This window comes from Methylorubrum populi (assembly GCA_036946625.1).
Taxonomy (GTDB): Bacteria; Pseudomonadota; Alphaproteobacteria; order Rhizobiales; family Beijerinckiaceae; genus Methylobacterium; species Methylobacterium populi_C.
On sequence record JAQIIU010000003.1, the window covers coordinates 1,901,912 to 1,917,777 of the forward strand.

Sequence of the window (15,866 nt, forward strand, 5' to 3'; positions counted from 1 at the left end):
TGCAACCGCAAAGGATGCCGACAAGCCGATGAAGCTGTTCCACTCGCACAGCTCGCCCTTCGTGCGGAAGGTGATGGTCGTCGCCCACGAACTCGGCCTCGCCGAGCGGCTGGCGCTGCTGCCGAGCGCCGTCCACCCGGTCAAGCGCGACCGCTCGGTGCTGGCGCGGCACCCGCTCGCCCAGGTGCCCACCCTGATCCTCGACACCGGCGAGAGCCTCGCCGACAGCCGGGTGATCTGCGAATATCTCGACGCGCTCGGCGGCGGGCGCCTGTTCCCGGCCGAGGGCCCCGCGCGCTGGCGGGCGCTCAACGAGCAGTCGACCGCCGACGGCGTGCTCGATGCCGCCCTGCTGATCCGCTACGAACTGACCGCACGGCCCGAATCCGAGCGCTCGGCGGCCTGGATCGAGGGGCAGACCGCCAAGATCGAGAGCGCGCTCGCGTGGTTCGAGGACCATGCCGGCGATCTCGGCGAGCGCGTCGACATCGGCACCGTCGCGCTCGCCTGCGCGATGGGCTATCTCGACCTGCGCTTCTCCGACATCGCCTGGCGCGACGACGCGCCGAGGCTCGCCGCGTGGTTCGCCCGCTTCGGGGAGCGGCCTTCCCTCGTGGCGACGCGCCCGCCGGCCGGGTAGCCTTCCGGCGATCTTCCGGCTGGCTCGGCCCTTGCTAAGCTTGGGCCGTCCCTCCCGGGAGGCCCGCCATGCCCGATTTCGTCGCCGCCGCCCTCGCATCCGCCGTCTTCTGCCTCGGCGTCGTCGCGCTGAACGCCCTGACCCGCCTCGCCCTCCAGGCCCATCTCGCCCCGGATGGGCTCGCCGAGAACGGTTTCTTGCAGCTTGGCGGCGCGCTGACGCTCGCGGGCACGACCTATCGGCGGGCGACGCGCCTGCCGGGGCGGTTCGTCGGCGAGTAAGGTTTTACGAGCGTCGGAAAAGCTTTTCGCTCAGCGCCTTATCCTGAATCGCCGTGCTCCTGGATTGCTTCGGCTGAAGCCTCGCAATGACGGAAAGGACACCCGCACCGTCATTGCGAGCGCCAGCGAAGCAATCCAGGAGCGCGACGGCGACCGGACACGAAAAGAGCCCGCCGCGAGGCGTTCGCGGCAGGCTCCGGCTCGATGAAACGCCCCGCCCGCGGGCGGGACGATCCCTCAGAAGTAGGACTTCAGCACGCCGCGGCGACGCACGTCGAGGGTGGCGCAGTGGAACGAGCCGCCGAACGGGCCGTAGGACAGGAACGGCGCCGGGATCGGGTCGAAGCCCCAGTCCTTGAGGGCCTTGATCAGGGTCGGCTGGCTCTGGTCGACGACGATCTTCTTCTCGTCGATGGCGAGCACGTTGATCGAGGTCCAGGGCGAGCACATCGAGATCTTGCTCATGAAGCCCGAGACGGGATCGGGGCGCGGGGCGATCAGCACGTCCCACTTCTTGAGCACCGCCGGCAGCCGCTCGACGTCGATGTAGTCGGGGTTGACCAGCACCTTGCCCGGCGCCAGCGGCATGAACGAGGAATCGATGTGCATCGGCTGCGGGCAGCGGCTCTCGATCTCGTGGATGCGGAAGCCGGGGCCGAGGTGGCGGCGCAGCCACTCGATGCCCATCAGGTTGGTCACGTTCGAGCGGGTCACGAACAGGTCGCGGCCGCAGCGCACGAAGTCGGCGGCGTCGAAGACCGGCTCGAACTCGTTGACCGTGAACTGCATCGGTTCGCCGGCCTTCAGGTTCGGCACCCGGTAGTCGTAGTTGTAGAGATCGTCCGTCAATTGGGGACGCGGTGCCGACGTCCACCGCGCGCCGTTGCGAAAATATTCCTTGAAGAGGGAGCGGTAGGCATCGCCCTCGAAGTAGCGCGAGCGCCAGCACATCGGGCTCTCGATGATCTCGTCGCCGATCACGAGATAGGGGTCGCGCGGGCAGGCGACGCAGAAGCCGCGCGAGGTCCAGCGCGGCGCCTTGAACTTCTTCGAGAAGTCGACCGGATCGGGACGGCGCACGGTCACGCCCTCGCCGGCCAGGATCGCGATGAAATTGTCGAGCTCTTGCTGCGCGAGCCTCTTCATGAACTTCGGGTACTTCCAGCCGGAGGCGAAGCGGTAGAACGGCTGGGCCGCCCGCGGCAGGTTGAAGATCACGGTGAGGTGATGGGTCGGGATCGTGGCGCCGTCGAGGGAGCCGACGATCACCTCCTCCAGCGGATCCCACTCGTTCCAGGCCATCACCGGGCTGCGGGGGGCGGGCGAATGCCCTCCCAGCGCGTGACGACCCCCGTGGCCCTGCGAAAAGCCGTTCGCCGAGGCGTCGTCGATCAGGGCGGAATCCGCCGTGATCTGCGGCTCGCGATCCATTTGAGGCTCCCTAGAAGCGGCATCTCGCGACAATCGTCGTCGGCGTCCACCGCGGGCGCCGCTTTGCTCCCCGGTGTGTCAATCGGGTGATAGACAGCGCTGGTCAAAGCTGCAACCTGCCGTGACGCTCCCCACCATTGGTCACGCTGAGTTGGCCGCTCCTGGTGGGATTTCGACAACACAAGCCTTCGCCGATCATCGAAAGAGGCTGATGAAGCGTCTCACAACACTGGCATCGATCGTTGGACTGGGCACGGCGCTGGCGCTGTTCCTGTCTTCCGGCGTGTCCGATGTCACCGCTGCGGTCGTCGGCGCCGGCTGGGGGACGCTCGCCGTCGTGCTCGCCCGCTTCGCCGCGGTCGCCTGGGCGGGTCTCGGCTGGCACGCGGTGTTCCCCCGCGGCGCAGGCCCCACCTTGCGCGACTGCATCTCGCTGCGCTTCGTGCGCGAGGGCATCAACACGCTGCTGCCGGTGGCGCAGGTCGGCGGCGACCTGATCGGCGCACGCCTGCTCACCCGCCGCGGCACGCCGGGCGGCATGGCCGGCGCCAGCATGTTCGTCGACCTGATGACCCAGGCGGTCACCCAGCTCGTCTTCACCGTGGCCGGCCTTCTCCTCCTGATCCGGATCGCCGGCGACGGGCCGCTGGTCCGCACCGTCGCGGGCGGGGTGCTGATCGCCGTTCCGGCGCTGGCCGCCTTCTACGTGATCCAGCGCCGCAGCGGCCACCGCCTGATCGAGGCGGCCCTCGGCCGCTTCGCCGCCGGCCGCGAATGGCGCGCGCTCGGCGCCATCGACGTGCTCTACGAGAACCTGCGCCGCCTCTACGGCAACCGGGCCCGCGTCGGCGGCGCCCTGCTGGTCCATCTCGCCGGCTGGGTCGCCGGCACGGTGGAAGTGTGGGTCGCCCTCAACGCCATGGGCCATTCCATCAGCTTCCTCGACGCCCTGGTGATCGAGAGCCTCGCCCAGGCCGTGCGCGGCGCCGCCTTCGTCGTGCCCGGCGCCATCGGCGCCCAGGAGGGCGGCCTGATCGCCCTGTGCGCCCTGTTCGGCATCCCGGCCGAGGCCGCGCTCGCCCTGTCGCTGGTCAAGCGCGTCGCCGACCTCGCCGTCGGCCTGCCGAGCCTCGCCCTGTGGAACCTGATGGAACGCAAGACCGCAGCCGACGCCGACGGCGCCGAGACCGTGCGAGAGGGATTGGGGGCGATCCGGGCGCGGCTCGGCCGCCAGGGGCTGGCGGCGCTCGCTCCGGCCTACGGCTTCGCCGCCCCGCGGAGCCCGGCGCCCGCCCTCTCCTCCGACAACGAAGCTGGAGCGCTCCGGAAGTGCGCCTGAACCGCCGCTCTCTCCTCGCCGCCGCCGCCGCGCTCGCCGTCTCGGCGGGGACGCCGCGGGTCGTCCGTGCCGCCGAGGATCCGGCGGTCGAGCCGATCAAGCGCCTCTACGCCAAGTTCGAGGAAGCGCTGAAGAACGGCGCAGGCGACCTGAAGAGCCGTCTCGCGGTCGTCGGCGACACCCTGGCCGAAACCTTCGACACGCCCGTCATGGTGCGCACCGCCGTCGGCCCGAAATGGAAGAGCTTCAAGCCGGAGCAGCAGCAGGCGCTCACCGAGGCCTTCGGCAAGTACTTCGTCACCCTCTACGCCAACCGCCTCTCGCAGGCGGCGGGCGGCAAGTTCGACATCAAGCCGCAGAGCGAGGCGCGCGGTTCCAACCGCGTCGTCTCCACCCGCGTCTCGAACAAGGACGGTGACGATTCGGAAGTCGATTACGTCGTCAACGCGAGCGACAAGGCGCAGGACGTGCTGCTCAACGGCAATGTAAGCGAGGTCGCCTCGATGCGGGCGAGCTTCACCGATCCGCTCAAGGGTGGAGCCGACGGCCTGCTGAAATTCATGCGCGAACGCACCGACGGGATGCTCGCCGCCAAAGTCTCGCCGTGAGACTCAGCGCTTAACGCTCACCGACACGTCTCCCGCCGCGGCGGGCCCCGGCAACGAAGACAGCAGCGAGCAACGCCGCGCCATGGACCTGAACGAGCTGCCGGCCTGGATCGCGCCGTTGCTTCTGCTGATGGCCCTCGCCGGCTGCCTCTACGCCGGGCTCGCCGCCTGGCTCACCGGCCGCTTCGCCGCGCGGTCTCAGGCGACGCTCGCCCCGGACATGCCGCGCCCCGGCGTGACGATCCTCAAGCCGCTGTGCGGCCTCGAGCCGGACCTCTACGGGAATCTCGAGAGTTTCTGCCGCCAGGATTATGCCGGATCGGTGCAGATCGTGTTCGGCGTCCAGAACGCCGCCGATCCCGCCATCGCCGTGGTGCAGCGCCTGCGCGCCGCCCATCCGCATCGACGCCTCGACCTCGTGGTGGATGCGAGCCAGCACGGCTCGAACCGCAAGGTCTCCAACCTCGTCAACATGTCGGAACGCATCGCCCACGAGGTCGTGGTGCTGGCCGACAGCGACATGTCGGTGAAACCCGACTATCTGGAGCGCGTCGTCGCCGCCCTCTCGCAGCCGGGCGTGACCGGCGTGACCTGCCTCTATCACGGCGAGCCGGGTGACCGCGGCATGTTCGCCCAGCTCGCGGCGCTCGCCATCGACGTGCAGTTCGTGCCCAATGTCATCCTCGGGACCACCTTCGATCTCGCCCGCCCCTGCTTCGGCTCGACCATCGCCATGACGGCCGCGTCGCTCGCCCGCATCGGCGGCTTCCGCGCCTTCAAGGACGATCTCGCCGACGACTACGCCATCGGCGAGGCCCTGCGCGCCGAGGGCGGCACGGTGGCGATCCCCGCGCTGACCATCGGACATGCCTGCGTCGATACCGAACTGTCCGGCCTCTGGCGGCACGAGTTGCGCTGGAACCGCACCATCCGCAACGTCGACCCCAAGGGCTATGCCGGATCGGTGGTCACCCACGCCTTCCCGCTGGCGCTGCTCGCCGCGCTGATGCCCGGCGCCGGCTCCGGTGCGCTCGCGGTGGCCGCGCTGGCGCTCGCCTGCCGCATCCTGCTGTGCCTGCGCATCGAGCGGGCCTTCGGCTTGCGGCCCCACGCCTACTGGCTGTTGCCGATTCGCGACATGCTGTCCTTCATCAACTTCACTTGGAGCTTCGTCTCGGGTGCGGTGACATGGAAAGGTCACGATTACCGTGTGGTTGCGGACGGTACGCTGATTCCGGAGCACGGCCTCGGTCGCGAGTCGCGCGCCACCTCGGTCTGAGCTCCCAACACCTCACGTCAATACCGTCTCGAGCCTTGAGGCCTTGAACCCCATGCGCACGCTCTTCCTGCAGGCCCCCACCTTCGACGGGTTCGACGGCGGTGCCGGCTCCCGCTACCAGGCCAAGCGCGAGATCAAGTCGTTCTGGTACCCGACCTGGCTCGCCCAGCCGGCGGCTTTGGTGCCGAACTCGAAGCTGATCGACGCGCCCCCGCACAACATCAAGCTCGACGAGATCGTCGCCCAGGCCGACGATTTCGACCTCGTCGTGCTCCACACCTCGGTCCCGTCCTTCAAGTCCGACGTGAAGACGGTCGAGGCGCTCAAACGCGCCAACCCGAAGCTCATCGCCGGCCTGATCGGCGCCAAGGTCGCGGTCGACGCCGCCGGCGCCATGGCCCAGGCCCCGTGCATCGACTTCTGTGCCCGCAACGAATTCGACTTCACCGTCAAGGACATCGCCGAGGGCGTGCCGATGTCGGAGATCAAGGGCCTGTCCTATCGTGACGCCAACGGCGTCGTGGTCCACAACGAGGACCGCGAGATCATGACGGACATGGACCAGCTCCCCTTCGTCACGAGCGTGTACAAGCGCGACCTCGAGATGGAGAAGTACTTCATCGGTTACCTGAAGCACCCCTACATCTCGTTCTATTCCGGCCGTGGCTGCAAGAGCCGCTGCACCTTCTGCCTGTGGCCGCAGACCGTCGGCGGACATACTTATCGGACTCGCTCGGTGGCCCACGTGATCGAGGAGATCAAGTACTGCCTCAAGGAATTCCCGCAGACGAAGGAGTTCTTCTTCGACGACGACACCTTCACCGACAACCTCCCGCGTGCGGAAGAGATCGCCCGCGAGCTGGGCAAGCTCGGCGTGACGTGGTCGTGCAACGCCAAGGCCAACGTGCCGCGCGAGACCCTGAAGGTGCTGCGTGAGAACGGCCTGCGCCTGCTCCTCGTCGGCTACGAGTCCGGCAACCAGAAGATCCTGAACAACATCAAGAAGGGCATGCGCGTCGAGGTGGCCGAGAAGTTCACGCGTGACTGCCACGACCTCGGCATCGCCATCCACGGCACCTTCATCGTCGGCCTGCCGGGCGAGACCAAGGAGACGATCCAGGAGACGATCGCGTTTGCCAAGCGCATCAACCCGCACACGATCCAGGTCTCGCTGGCCGCGCCCTATCCGGGCACCTTCCTCTACAAGCAGGCGGTGGAGAACGGCTGGCTCGACGTCGAGAACGCCGAGCTCGTCGACGAGAACGGCGTGCAGATCGCCCCTCTCCACTACCCGCACCTGTCGCACTCCGAGATCTTCGCAGCGGTCGAGGAGTTCTACAGGAAATTCTACTTCCGCGCCCCGAAGATCGCCTCGATCGTCAACGAGATGGTCCGCTCCCCCGACATGATGAAGCGCCGTCTGCGCGAGGGCGTCGAGTTCTGGCACTTCCTCCGGGACCGCAAGGCCGCCGCGTAACGCTGACGCGCATGCGAGTAAACGAGGAAGGCCGGGCGTAAGCCCGGCCTTCCTCGTTTCCAGGGCTCCGCCCTGGACCCGCGAGAGGGCTTGCCCTCTCGACACCCCTGACTAAGGAACCTTGGTGAAGCGACTGGTCGTCACCGCCGACGATTTCGGCCTGAGCCGCGCGGTCAACGAAGCCGTCGAGCAGGCCCATCGCGAGGGCATCCTCACCGCCGCGAGCCTGATGGTCTCCGCCCCCGGCGCGGCGGACGCCGTCGCCCGCGCGCGGCGGATGCCGTCCCTGCGGGTCGGGCTGCACCTCGTGCTGGTCGAGGCGTGGCCGACGCTGCCGCCCGAAGCGCTTCCCGATCTCACCGACGCGCAGGGGCTGATGCGCCGCGACATGGAACGCCTCGGCCTCGACCTCGCCCTGAAGGCGAGCGCCCGGCGGCAGCTCGCCGCCGAGATCCGGGCGCAGTTCGAGGCCTTTCGCGCGACCGGCCTGCCGCTCGACCACGTCAACGCCCACAAGCACTTCCACATCCACCCGCTGATCGCCGGCATGGTGCTGCGGATCGGCCGCGATTTCGGGATGCGGGCGCTGCGGGTGCCGCGCGAGCCGCGCGACCTGCTCCGCCGGGCCGAGCCCGGCTTCCGGGCCAAACCCGCCCTCGACACCGCGCCCTGGGCGGCGCTCCTCGCCGTGCGTGCCCGGCAGGCGGGGCTGCTGATCCCCGACCGGACGCTCGGCCTCGCATGGTCCGGCGCGATGACGCCGGAGCGCGTCACCGCCCTGCTGCGCCACCTGCCGGACGGGCTGACCGAACTCTACACCCACCCCGCCACCGCGGGCGGATTTCCGGGCGAGGCGCCGGGCTACCGCTACGCCGCCGAGCGCGACGCGCTGGTGGCATCGGAGGCGCGGGAGGCCGTCGAGCGAAGCGGGGCGCGGCTGGGCGGGTTTTCGGATTTCGGGTAAGGCGGCACTTCAGGACAGCCTGATACCGTTTCCGATTGATCGCTTCGGGTTTCGCCCCCCTCCGTCATCGCGAGCGGCCGCGAAGCGATCCAGGGCGCGACCTGCCCGGAAAGGTCGCGCCCTGGATCGCCACGGCTTCGCCTCGCGATGACGCAGGAGAGGCCGAAGTCATCAACCGGATGGCGTATGAGAGCCAGAGCGTGACTCTGCAACGCTCGATCGACCGTCACGAGCTTCAGGTTCTCGACCGCGCATTGCGCGAGCAGAAGCTGATCGAACGGGTCACGAGCGCCGGCAGAGCCTCAAGTTCATGCACGACATGAGCTTGATCGACGATGAGGATCTTGAGCCGCGAGAGTTCGAAGAACGAGGCCAGCTTCTCCAGAGCGATGCCTGGAGCGAGCTTGTTCAAGCGTGTCTTGATCGCGATCTCCCAGAGGCTGACGACGCTCGCCCAGGCCATTGGGTCATTGCGCTCCAGCAGAGCGGCGATCTTCGGGTAGACGAGTGGAAGCCGTCCCTGCGTGAGGGCGATCAGGACATGGGTGTCGAGAAGCAATCTCACGCTTCGGGCAGCGGCCGGATCAGGAAATCCTCCGGCAGCGGATCGTCGAAGTCGTCTGCGACGGAGGGGAAGGGATTCGTGATCCCGTGCTGGCGCAGAAAAGCCTGTCCGGCTTCGAAGTCGATCCCGCCCTTGCGCTGACGCGGCACGAGATCGAAGATCGGCTTGCCGTCACGCGTGACAACGATCGTCTCCCCTCGCTCGACGCGGCGAACCAGCGTTTGAAGCTGGGGTTCGAGGGCTTCGAGCGGAATCGTCGTCATGATCCCTGAAAGGTAAGGGCTGGACCCTTCATGGTCCAGCCCACCTCTCACTTCACCGCCGCGTGCTCGCGTGCCACTTCGCCCGGAGGGCGGCCGGCGTCCCGGCCCTCGGGGCGGTCCGGGTCCGGCTGCTTCGGGGGCGGCCCGAGGAAGGCCGGCACCACGAAGAAGGCCGCGACCAGGGTGAAGAACAGCGACAGGGCGAGGAGTTCGCCCATGCTGGCGGTGCCGGGATGGCTCGACAGCATCAGCGAGCCGAAGGCGGTGCCGGTGGTCAGCGCCGAGAAGAAGATCGCCCGCGTCAGGCTGGAGGCCAGCATGTCGACGACGCCGGCGCGCCACGCGATGACGTAGTAGATGTGGAAGGCGACGCCCACCGCCAGCATCAGCGGCAGGGCGATGATGTTGGCGAAGTTCAGCGGCATGCCGATGACCTTCAGCGCCATCAGCGTCCACAGGGTCGCCAGCACCAGCGGCCCCAGCGTCATCGCCACGTCCCAGGGTTTGCGAAGCGCCACCGAGAGCAGGATGAAGATCAGCGCGAGAGCGGTCAGGCCCGCCTGCACGAAGGCGCCGAGGATGGTGTAGCTCGACTCCGTCGTGGCGATCGGCGCGCCGGTGGCGTGCGGATCGACCGTCTGCACCTCCTTGGCGAAGCGGCGCAGCACCTGATCGTCGTTCGAATTGCCCTTCGGGTGCACCTCGATGCGGGCGCGCCCGTCCGCGGTCACCCACTCCGCCCTGAGGGGCTTGGGCAGGGTGTCGAGGGTGATCTTCTTCGGGTCGAGCAGGCCGGAGAGACGGCTCATCAGCGTCTTCAGGTCGGTGGTGAGCGCGACGCTCGCCGCCTCGCGCTTCTCCGCCGGGGCGGCGGCGAGGGTGTCGAGCGTGTCGGAGAGACGGCCGGCGGCCCTGGCGCCGGCCTCCTTGTCGCCCGCGATGGTCTTCAGGGCCGCGGCCGTGTCCTTGAGCGCCTTGACGTTCTCCGCGTCGGTCGGCGGCGGCGGTTTGCGGGCCGGGTTGAGGGCGGGGCCGAGGAGCTGCGCCGTCTCCTGGATCGTGGCGAGCTTCTGGTCCTGGTCGCGCGGCACGAAGGTGTCGATCGAGATCACCTTGGCCACCGCGTCGAGCTTCATCAGCCGCTCGGACAGCGCCGGCACCGCCTCCACGTCGGGCGCCAGCACGTCGATGGTGTTGGGGCTGGTGGCCGGGTCCTTGATCAGGTCGAGATAGGTCGCGATCGATTCCACCTTCGGGCTGCGCAGGTGCATCGGGTTGGAGTCGAACGGCAGCTTCAGGAGCAGCGGGATGCCGGCGAGCGTGATCAGGCCGACGAAGATCAGCACCCACTTGCGGTGCTCGACGATCCAGTGGTCGACGCCCGCCATCCACGTGGTCTCGACCGCCCGCTTCTCGCCCCGCGGATGGAACACGGCGATCAGGGCCGGGAGCAGGGTGAGGGCGAACAGGTAGGCCACGATCATGCCGACGCCGGCGATCAGGCCGAGTTCGGACACGCCGCGGAACTGCGTCGGCAGGAAGGCGAAGAAGCCGGCGAGCAGCGAGACCGCGGCCAGCGTCAGCGACCAGCCGACGCCCCGCGCCGCGCCGCGGATCGCGGCCTCGACATCGCCGAGTTCGTACCGGTCGGCGCGGTAGCGCACGGCGAACTGGATCCCGAAATCGATGCCGAGCCCGACGAACAGCGCGGCGAAGGCCACCGAGATCGGGTTCAGCTCGCCCACGAGCACGAGGCCCAGGGCCGCCGTGACCACGAGCCCCGAGAAGGTGGTGATCAGCACCGCGACGACGAGGGGCGCGGAGCGCAGCGCCAGCCACAGGAACAGGACGATGGCGGCCGTCGTCAGCGAGTAGTTCAGGAAGGCGTCGTCGGCGAGCGTGGCGAACTCGTCGTCGGCCACCGCCACCGGTCCGGTCAGGCGGACGCGCAGGCCGTGGGCGGCGTCGATGTTCTGCTCGGCGGCGACCCGGCGGATCAGCCTGGTCGCCTCGCGGCCCGGCTCCAGGGCGTTGTAGTCGAGCACCGGCTGGATCATCACGAACTTGCGCGTGTCCGTGACCTCGCTGCGCCCGCCCGCGAGCAGGGTCTGCCAGGACATGCGGGCGCGCTGGCCGTCGAGCACCTTGCGCAGGGTCTCGTCGATCTGGCCCATCGGCTGGGCGAGGTCTTCGAGCTTGGCGTCGCCGCTCTTCACGCCCTTCACGCCGAGGGTGAGCACACGCATCACGCCCCGCAGGGAGGGGTCGGCGGCGAGCGGTCCGAGCAGACCCTGCTGCTCGATCAGGCGCTGGGTGGTCTGCTCCAGCTCCTCCTGCGACATCAGCAGGAGGCCGTTGCGGTCGAAGAACGGGCCGCCGTCGGGCCGGTAGACCGTCTCGATCTCGGAGCGGTGCGACTTCAACGCCTCGGCGAAGCGCACGGCCGCCTCCTCGGCGATCTCCGGCGTCTGCCCGTCGATCACCGCGGCCACGAGGTTCGTCCGTTGCGGGAACGCCTTCTCGAAGGCGATCTCGTCCTGCCGCCACGGCACGCTCGGCTCGATCAGCCGCTCGACATCGGTGTTGATGCGGAACAGGTGGGCGCCCGCGCCCGCGCCCGCGACCGTGAGGAGCGCCGCGGCCACCAGTACCAGCCAGCGGCGCCGGACGGAAAACGCGACGAGACGTTCGATCACGTAAAACCCTGCCTGCCTAACGATCCGGCCTCCACCTCCCGTGACGACGGGCCGGGATGTCTTGTCCCGTCCTCTACCCGCGACACAGGACGCGGCGTCCTCAGCAGGCGGCGACGCGCCGAATCGATCCTCGTCATGGCTCGCGGGACGTGACCCTCGCGAGCGGGAAAACCGGATGGATGCCGCCTGTCGGCGGCCCCTCGTCCCGGCGGACACGGACCGCGCAGGAGAGACTCCACGCCGATCATCCGTGTCGTTGGCGCGCTACCTACTTGTCCCGGCGAGGGAATGCAACGCGCCCTCGGAATCGTGCCGACTCGGGCATCGACGGTGCGATTGCGCACTGCAACCGGATTGCGCGGCGATACCGCTTCGCACAAGCATGTCGGGTTCGTGCCCGATCGAACCGGGACGCGCGAGAAATCGTGATCCCTTTGACACCCGCGCGGTTCGAACGAGCATCGCGAAAGGTCAAAAATCCGCCGCAGAAGGCGGAAATCAGCAGATCGTACCCGTTTCCGGATCGTGCGGCCGCGGGCTTCGTCCCCGGAGCCGACGGCCGGCCGTGAGACCGGCACGCCACAGTCCTTCCAAATCGCGCCGCGGAAGCGCCGTCTCGGAACGGTTCCAGCCTAATGCGCTGGAATTCCTGTCCTTCTCACGCTAAGCAGCCCGGCTAAGTCCGGAACCAGAGCATCTAAGGAGCCGCGTCTTGGGAATCCCCATACGGTACGTCGCGAAGATCGGCGGCTACATCCTCAAGCAGCACCTCACCGGGCGGAAGCGCTACCCGCTCGTCATGATGATGGAGCCGCTGTTCCGCTGCAATCTCGCCTGCGCCGGCTGCGGCAAGATCGATTACCCCGACGAGATCCTGAACAAGCGCCTGCCGGTGGGCGAGGCGCTCGAATCCGTGCGCGAGTGCGGCGCACCCGTCGTGGTGATCGCCGGCGGCGAGCCGCTTCTCCACAAGGATCTGCCGCAGATCGTGCAGGGCATCATCGCGCAGAAGAAGTTCGCGATCGTCTGCACCAACGCGCTGCTGCTCGAGAAGAAGATCAAGGAGTACGAACCGAGCCCGTACTTCACGTGGTCGATCCACCTCGACGGCGACAAGGAGATGCACGACGGATCGGTGTGCCAGCGCGGCGTCTACGACAAGGCGGTCGCGGCCATCGCGAAGGCCAAGGAGATGGGCTTTCGGGTCACCATCAACTGCACCTTCTTCAACAATTCCTCGGCCGACAAGATCGCCGACTTCTTCGATTCGGTGACCCGCATGGGCATCGACGGCATCACGGTGTCGCCGGGCTACGCCTACGAACGCGCGCCCGACCAGAAGCACTTCCTCAACCGCAAGGCGACCAAGGATCTGTTCCGCGGCGTGTTCCGCCACGGCAAGGAGAAGGGCCGCGAGAAGTGGACCTTCCAGCAGTCGGGCCTGTTCCTCGACTTCCTGGCCGGCAACCAGACCTACCACTGCACGCCGTGGGGCAACCCGACCCGCACCGTGTTCGGCTGGCAGAAACCCTGCTACCTGCTCGGCGAGGGCTATGCCGCGACCTTCAAGGAGCTGATGGAAGAGACCGACTGGGACGCCTACGGCACCGGCAACTACGAGAAGTGCGCCGACTGCATGGTCCACTCGGGCTACGAGGCCTCCTCGGTGGTCGATTCCGTGCGCAAGCCCTGGAAGCCGCTGGTGCACGCGATCCGCGGCATCAGGACCGAGGGCGACATGGCGCCGGAGGTGAGCCTGGAGAACCAGCGCCCGGCCGAGTTCGTGTTCTCCCGCAACGTCGCGCAGAAGCTGTCCGAGATCAAAGCCTCGGGCGTCGACACCAAGCAGGAAGCCCGCAAGCGCACCGCGGCCTGAGCCCGGTCGTTTCGCGTCATCCGACATCCGATTGATCCCTTCGGGATGGCGGATGTCGGCTTCGCTCAAGCGCCGCGCGGGCTGCGATCCACCGTTTCGCGGCCCGCCCCGTGCGTTCTCGCGAGCTCGTCGGCACGGCCGGGCGAGGACTCATACCGTTTCCGATTGATCGCTTCGGGTTTCGCCCCCCCTCCGTCATCGCGAGCGGCCGCGAAGCGATCCAGGGCGCGCCCTGTCCGGAAAGGGCGCGCCCTGGATGGCCACGGCTTCGCCTCGCAATGACGCAGGACAGGCCGAAGTCATCAACCGGATATCGTATCAGGACAGCCCGAGACCGGGGCCGAGCCGGGCGCGGCAGCGGGCGAGCGCCGCGAAGGCCGCCGAGGAATCGCGCCCGAGCCGGATCAGGTCGCCGATCCGGGCCCGGCCGCGCAGCAGCGCCCCGAGAACGGCCCGGATGTCCGGCTCGCCCTCCGGCGTCAGGGCCGCGGCCGCGAAGGCGGGCAGGGCGCGCTCGGCGGGATCGCACACCACGCGGAGCGCGGCGAAGGGCAGGGCATGGCGGGCGGCGTAGGCGGCCGCCACGTGCGATTCCATGTCGACCGCCAGGGCGCCGGTGCGCGCGCGCAGCGCCGCCTTGTCGGCGACCGTCATCACCGCGACGTCGGAACCCGCGAGGCCGCCAGCGGCGACGCGCTCCGCCGATCCGCCCAAGGCCTCGGACAGGCGGCGGGCGAGATCGGGATCGGCGGGAAGGCGCGCATCCGCGTCGAGATGCGTGCAGACGACGACGTCGCCCGGCCGCAGGGCGGGATCGAGCCCCCCGGCGATGCCGAAGCTGACGACGGCGCGCAGGCCGACGGAGGGGCGTCCGTCGAGCGCTGCCCACAGCCGCGCGGGGCTGCCGCCGGCCTGGATCGTCTCGACCCCAGGCCCGGTGGCGATGCGCGCCTCGCGGGCGAGCCCGGCGACCGCCAGAACGGACGCCTTGCCCAGGGACGCCCTCTCGGACCCGGATACCGCGCGCCGGATCACCGCGTGACGGTGTAGATGGAGGCGCCGGCGCCGATCGGGGCGGCCACGGTCGAGAACACGCCGAGCACCTTGCCGAGTTCGGCGAACGGCGAGCTCGACACGTAGACGAGGTCGCGGTTGCGCATGCGGAAGCTCTGGGTCAGGAACAGCCCCTGCGCGTCGCGCAGGTTGACCCGGTAGACCACCGGCACCTGGGGCGCGGCCAGCAGCGGCGAGTTCGGGCGCAGCCGCCGCACCACCGCCGACGGCTCGTAGCGGAAGAGGAACACGCCGGCCGGATCGGCCTGGGTCTCGCGCAGGCCCGCGGCGCGGGCCAGCGCCTGCGACAGCGTCAGGCCGTCGGCGGAGAACGGCACCTCGGTGGTGCTGCCGAGCGCGCCCACCGACAGGAAGGTCTGCGGGTCGCGCACCAGCGTCAGCGTGTCGCTCGGCCGCACGAAGATGTTCTCGCGCGGGTTGGCGACCACGGTGCTCATCGGCACCGTGACGGTGCGGTTGCCGCGCGAGAGCCGCACGAAGGTCTCGGCCACCGGCGTGCGCACGCCGCCGGCCAGCGCGATCACGTCGAGCAGGCGGTCGCCGCGGCCCGAGAGCGGCACGCGCATGCCCATGGCGCCTTCGCCGGTGACCGAGACCGACTGCGAGACCGGCTTGGTGACGGAGACGAGCACCTGCGGCTGGATCGCCTTGCCGGCGAGGTCGGCCTCGATCAGCGCCTGGACGTCCTGGGTGCGGCGGCCGGCGACCTTGATGCGGCCGGCATAGGGCACGGAGATCGCGCCGTCCGGCCCGACCACCTGCTCGGGGATGAGGGCGGACTTGGAGCCGGCGGAGAAGCGGTCGGCCACCAGCGGGCCGGAGAACAGGCCGCCGGAACCGGCCTCCCAGACCTGCACCGCCACGTAATCGCCGACGCCGATCACGGGTTCGAGCGCCGGGCGGTTGTCGCCGAAGGTGACGAGGAGGCTGTCGAGGGGGCGGGTGCGCAGGGACTCGACGATGGCGGGGGTGACGTCGATGATCTCGTAGCGCGCGAACAGGCCCTCGGCGGTGGCGACGTCGGCCCCGCTCTCGATCGCCGAGGTGGTCGGGCCCGAAGCCGGCAGGATCGAGCACCCCGACACCGCCAGGGCGGTGAGGAGGACGGTGGCAAGAGCGCGCATTCAGATCGCCTGACGGTTTTCCTCATGGGGTGGGTAGCCCAAACCGGCCAAGCTGTCCGTGGCGAGGCCGCCACACCGGGCCGGGGAGCACGCAACCGGCGGTCCTTTCCCCGAAGCCCACACCTGTCCCGTTTCTTCCGCTCGGCGACGCGAGGCCGCGGAGGGAGGATGGTCCCGCCGCCAAGGTCCGCTACCTGAAGCGGTCGGACCCGGCGTCTTCCGCCCGCGAAGGGGCAGGGCGGTCGGAGC

General features: G+C 69.1%; 14 protein-coding genes. 8 read left to right on the plus strand and 6 right to left on the minus strand.

Annotation, left to right across the window (positions count from 1 at the left end; all coding sequences use genetic code 11):
* Nucleotides 1-28 precede the first annotated feature (28 nt).
* Entirely contained in the window at nucleotides 29-640 is a 612-nt protein-coding gene (locus PGN25_20340) for a glutathione S-transferase (protein MEH3119864.1), read from the plus strand.
* Nucleotides 641-708: 68 nt separating this feature from the next.
* Nucleotides 709-921 carry a hypothetical protein gene (locus tag PGN25_20345; GenBank protein ID MEH3119865.1) on the plus strand — a complete coding sequence of 71 codons (213 nt, stop codon included), beginning with the start codon at nucleotides 709-711 and terminating at the stop codon, nucleotides 919-921.
* Between the two features lie 237 nt (nucleotides 922-1,158).
* Here PGN25_20345 and PGN25_20350 read toward each other — a convergent pair whose 3' ends face one another.
* Nucleotides 1,159-2,352, minus strand: coding sequence for an amidinotransferase (locus PGN25_20350; protein ID MEH3119866.1), 1,194 nt, complete (start codon nucleotides 2,350-2,352; stop codon nucleotides 1,159-1,161).
* 211 nt (nucleotides 2,353-2,563) lie between these two features.
* Between PGN25_20350 and PGN25_20355 the strand changes: the two genes are divergently transcribed.
* The 5 genes from PGN25_20355 to hpnK all read left to right on the plus strand — a co-directional run bounded on the left by PGN25_20355 (nucleotide 2,564) and on the right by hpnK (nucleotide 8,019).
* Nucleotides 2,564-3,691, plus strand: coding sequence for an HpnL family protein (locus tag PGN25_20355; GenBank protein ID MEH3119867.1), 1,128 nt, complete (start codon nucleotides 2,564-2,566; stop codon nucleotides 3,689-3,691).
* A complete protein-coding gene (locus PGN25_20360) occupies nucleotides 3,682-4,299 on the plus strand; it encodes an ABC transporter substrate-binding protein (GenBank protein MEH3119868.1) in 618 nt (205 codons plus the stop codon). Before PGN25_20355 ends, PGN25_20360 begins: the two co-directional genes overlap by 10 nt.
* A gap of 82 nt (nucleotides 4,300-4,381) precedes the next feature.
* Nucleotides 4,382-5,578, plus strand: coding sequence for a bacteriohopanetetrol glucosamine biosynthesis glycosyltransferase HpnI (gene hpnI, locus PGN25_20365; protein MEH3119869.1), 1,197 nt, complete (start codon nucleotides 4,382-4,384; stop codon nucleotides 5,576-5,578).
* Between the two features lie 52 nt (nucleotides 5,579-5,630).
* Complete coding sequence (hpnJ, locus tag PGN25_20370; GenBank protein MEH3119870.1) at nucleotides 5,631-7,055, plus strand: hopanoid biosynthesis associated radical SAM protein HpnJ; 1,425 nt, start codon at nucleotides 5,631-5,633, stop codon at nucleotides 7,053-7,055.
* Between the two features lie 124 nt (nucleotides 7,056-7,179).
* Entirely contained in the window at nucleotides 7,180-8,019 is an 840-nt protein-coding gene (hpnK, locus tag PGN25_20375) for a hopanoid biosynthesis-associated protein HpnK (GenBank protein ID MEH3119871.1), read from the plus strand.
* Between the two features lie 235 nt (nucleotides 8,020-8,254).
* Here the strand turns inward: hpnK and PGN25_20380 are convergent, their stop codons facing one another.
* From PGN25_20380 to PGN25_20390, 3 genes are read right to left on the minus strand one after another with little or no spacing between them, the layout of a single operon-like run.
* Nucleotides 8,255-8,578, minus strand: coding sequence for a hypothetical protein (locus PGN25_20380; protein ID MEH3119872.1), 324 nt, complete (start codon nucleotides 8,576-8,578; stop codon nucleotides 8,255-8,257).
* Nucleotides 8,579-8,580: 2 nt separating this feature from the next.
* Complete coding sequence (locus PGN25_20385; protein ID MEH3119873.1) at nucleotides 8,581-8,847, minus strand: type II toxin-antitoxin system prevent-host-death family antitoxin; 267 nt, start codon at nucleotides 8,845-8,847, stop codon at nucleotides 8,581-8,583.
* A 47-nt stretch (nucleotides 8,848-8,894) separates the two neighbouring features.
* Entirely contained in the window at nucleotides 8,895-11,543 is a 2,649-nt protein-coding gene (locus PGN25_20390) for an MMPL family transporter (GenBank protein ID MEH3119874.1), read from the minus strand.
* Nucleotides 11,544-12,255: 712 nt separating this feature from the next.
* Between PGN25_20390 and hpnH the strand changes: the two genes are divergently transcribed.
* Nucleotides 12,256-13,419 (plus strand): adenosyl-hopene transferase HpnH, encoded by a 1,164-nt coding sequence (gene hpnH, locus PGN25_20395; GenBank protein ID MEH3119875.1) that lies wholly within the window; start codon nucleotides 12,256-12,258, stop codon nucleotides 13,417-13,419.
* Nucleotides 13,420-13,737: 318 nt separating this feature from the next.
* Here hpnH and PGN25_20400 read toward each other — a convergent pair whose 3' ends face one another.
* Together PGN25_20400 and PGN25_20405 are read right to left on the minus strand one after the other, a co-directional pair.
* Nucleotides 13,738-14,454 carry a phosphorylase gene (locus PGN25_20400; GenBank protein MEH3119876.1) on the minus strand — a complete coding sequence of 239 codons (717 nt, stop codon included), beginning with the start codon at nucleotides 14,452-14,454 and terminating at the stop codon, nucleotides 13,738-13,740.
* A complete protein-coding gene (locus tag PGN25_20405; protein ID MEH3119877.1) occupies nucleotides 14,451-15,617 on the minus strand; it encodes a polysaccharide export protein in 1,167 nt (388 codons plus the stop codon). The genes PGN25_20400 and PGN25_20405 overlap by 4 nt, the downstream gene beginning before the upstream one ends.
* Nucleotides 15,618-15,866: the final 249 nt, after the last annotated feature.

What these genes read in the sequence shown, in the direction of transcription:
- PGN25_20405 (MEH3119877.1), bottom strand. Translation starts at nt 15,617, where the DNA reads ATGCGCGCTCTTGCCACCGTCCTCCTCACCGCCCTGGCGGTGTCGGGG.
- PGN25_20345 (MEH3119865.1), top strand. Translation starts at nt 709, where the DNA reads ATGCCCGATTTCGTCGCCGCCGCCCTCGCATCCGCCGTCTTCTGCCTC.
- hpnI (MEH3119869.1), top strand. Translation starts at nt 4,382, where the DNA reads ATGGACCTGAACGAGCTGCCGGCCTGGATCGCGCCGTTGCTTCTGCTG.
- PGN25_20350 (MEH3119866.1), bottom strand. Translation starts at nt 2,352, where the DNA reads ATGGATCGCGAGCCGCAGATCACGGCGGATTCCGCCCTGATCGACGAC.
- PGN25_20355 (MEH3119867.1), top strand. Translation starts at nt 2,564, where the DNA reads ATGAAGCGTCTCACAACACTGGCATCGATCGTTGGACTGGGCACGGCG.
- hpnJ (MEH3119870.1), top strand. Translation starts at nt 5,631, where the DNA reads ATGCGCACGCTCTTCCTGCAGGCCCCCACCTTCGACGGGTTCGACGGC.
- PGN25_20340 (MEH3119864.1), top strand. Translation starts at nt 29, where the DNA reads ATGAAGCTGTTCCACTCGCACAGCTCGCCCTTCGTGCGGAAGGTGATG.
- PGN25_20385 (MEH3119873.1), bottom strand. Translation starts at nt 8,847, where the DNA reads ATGACGACGATTCCGCTCGAAGCCCTCGAACCCCAGCTTCAAACGCTG.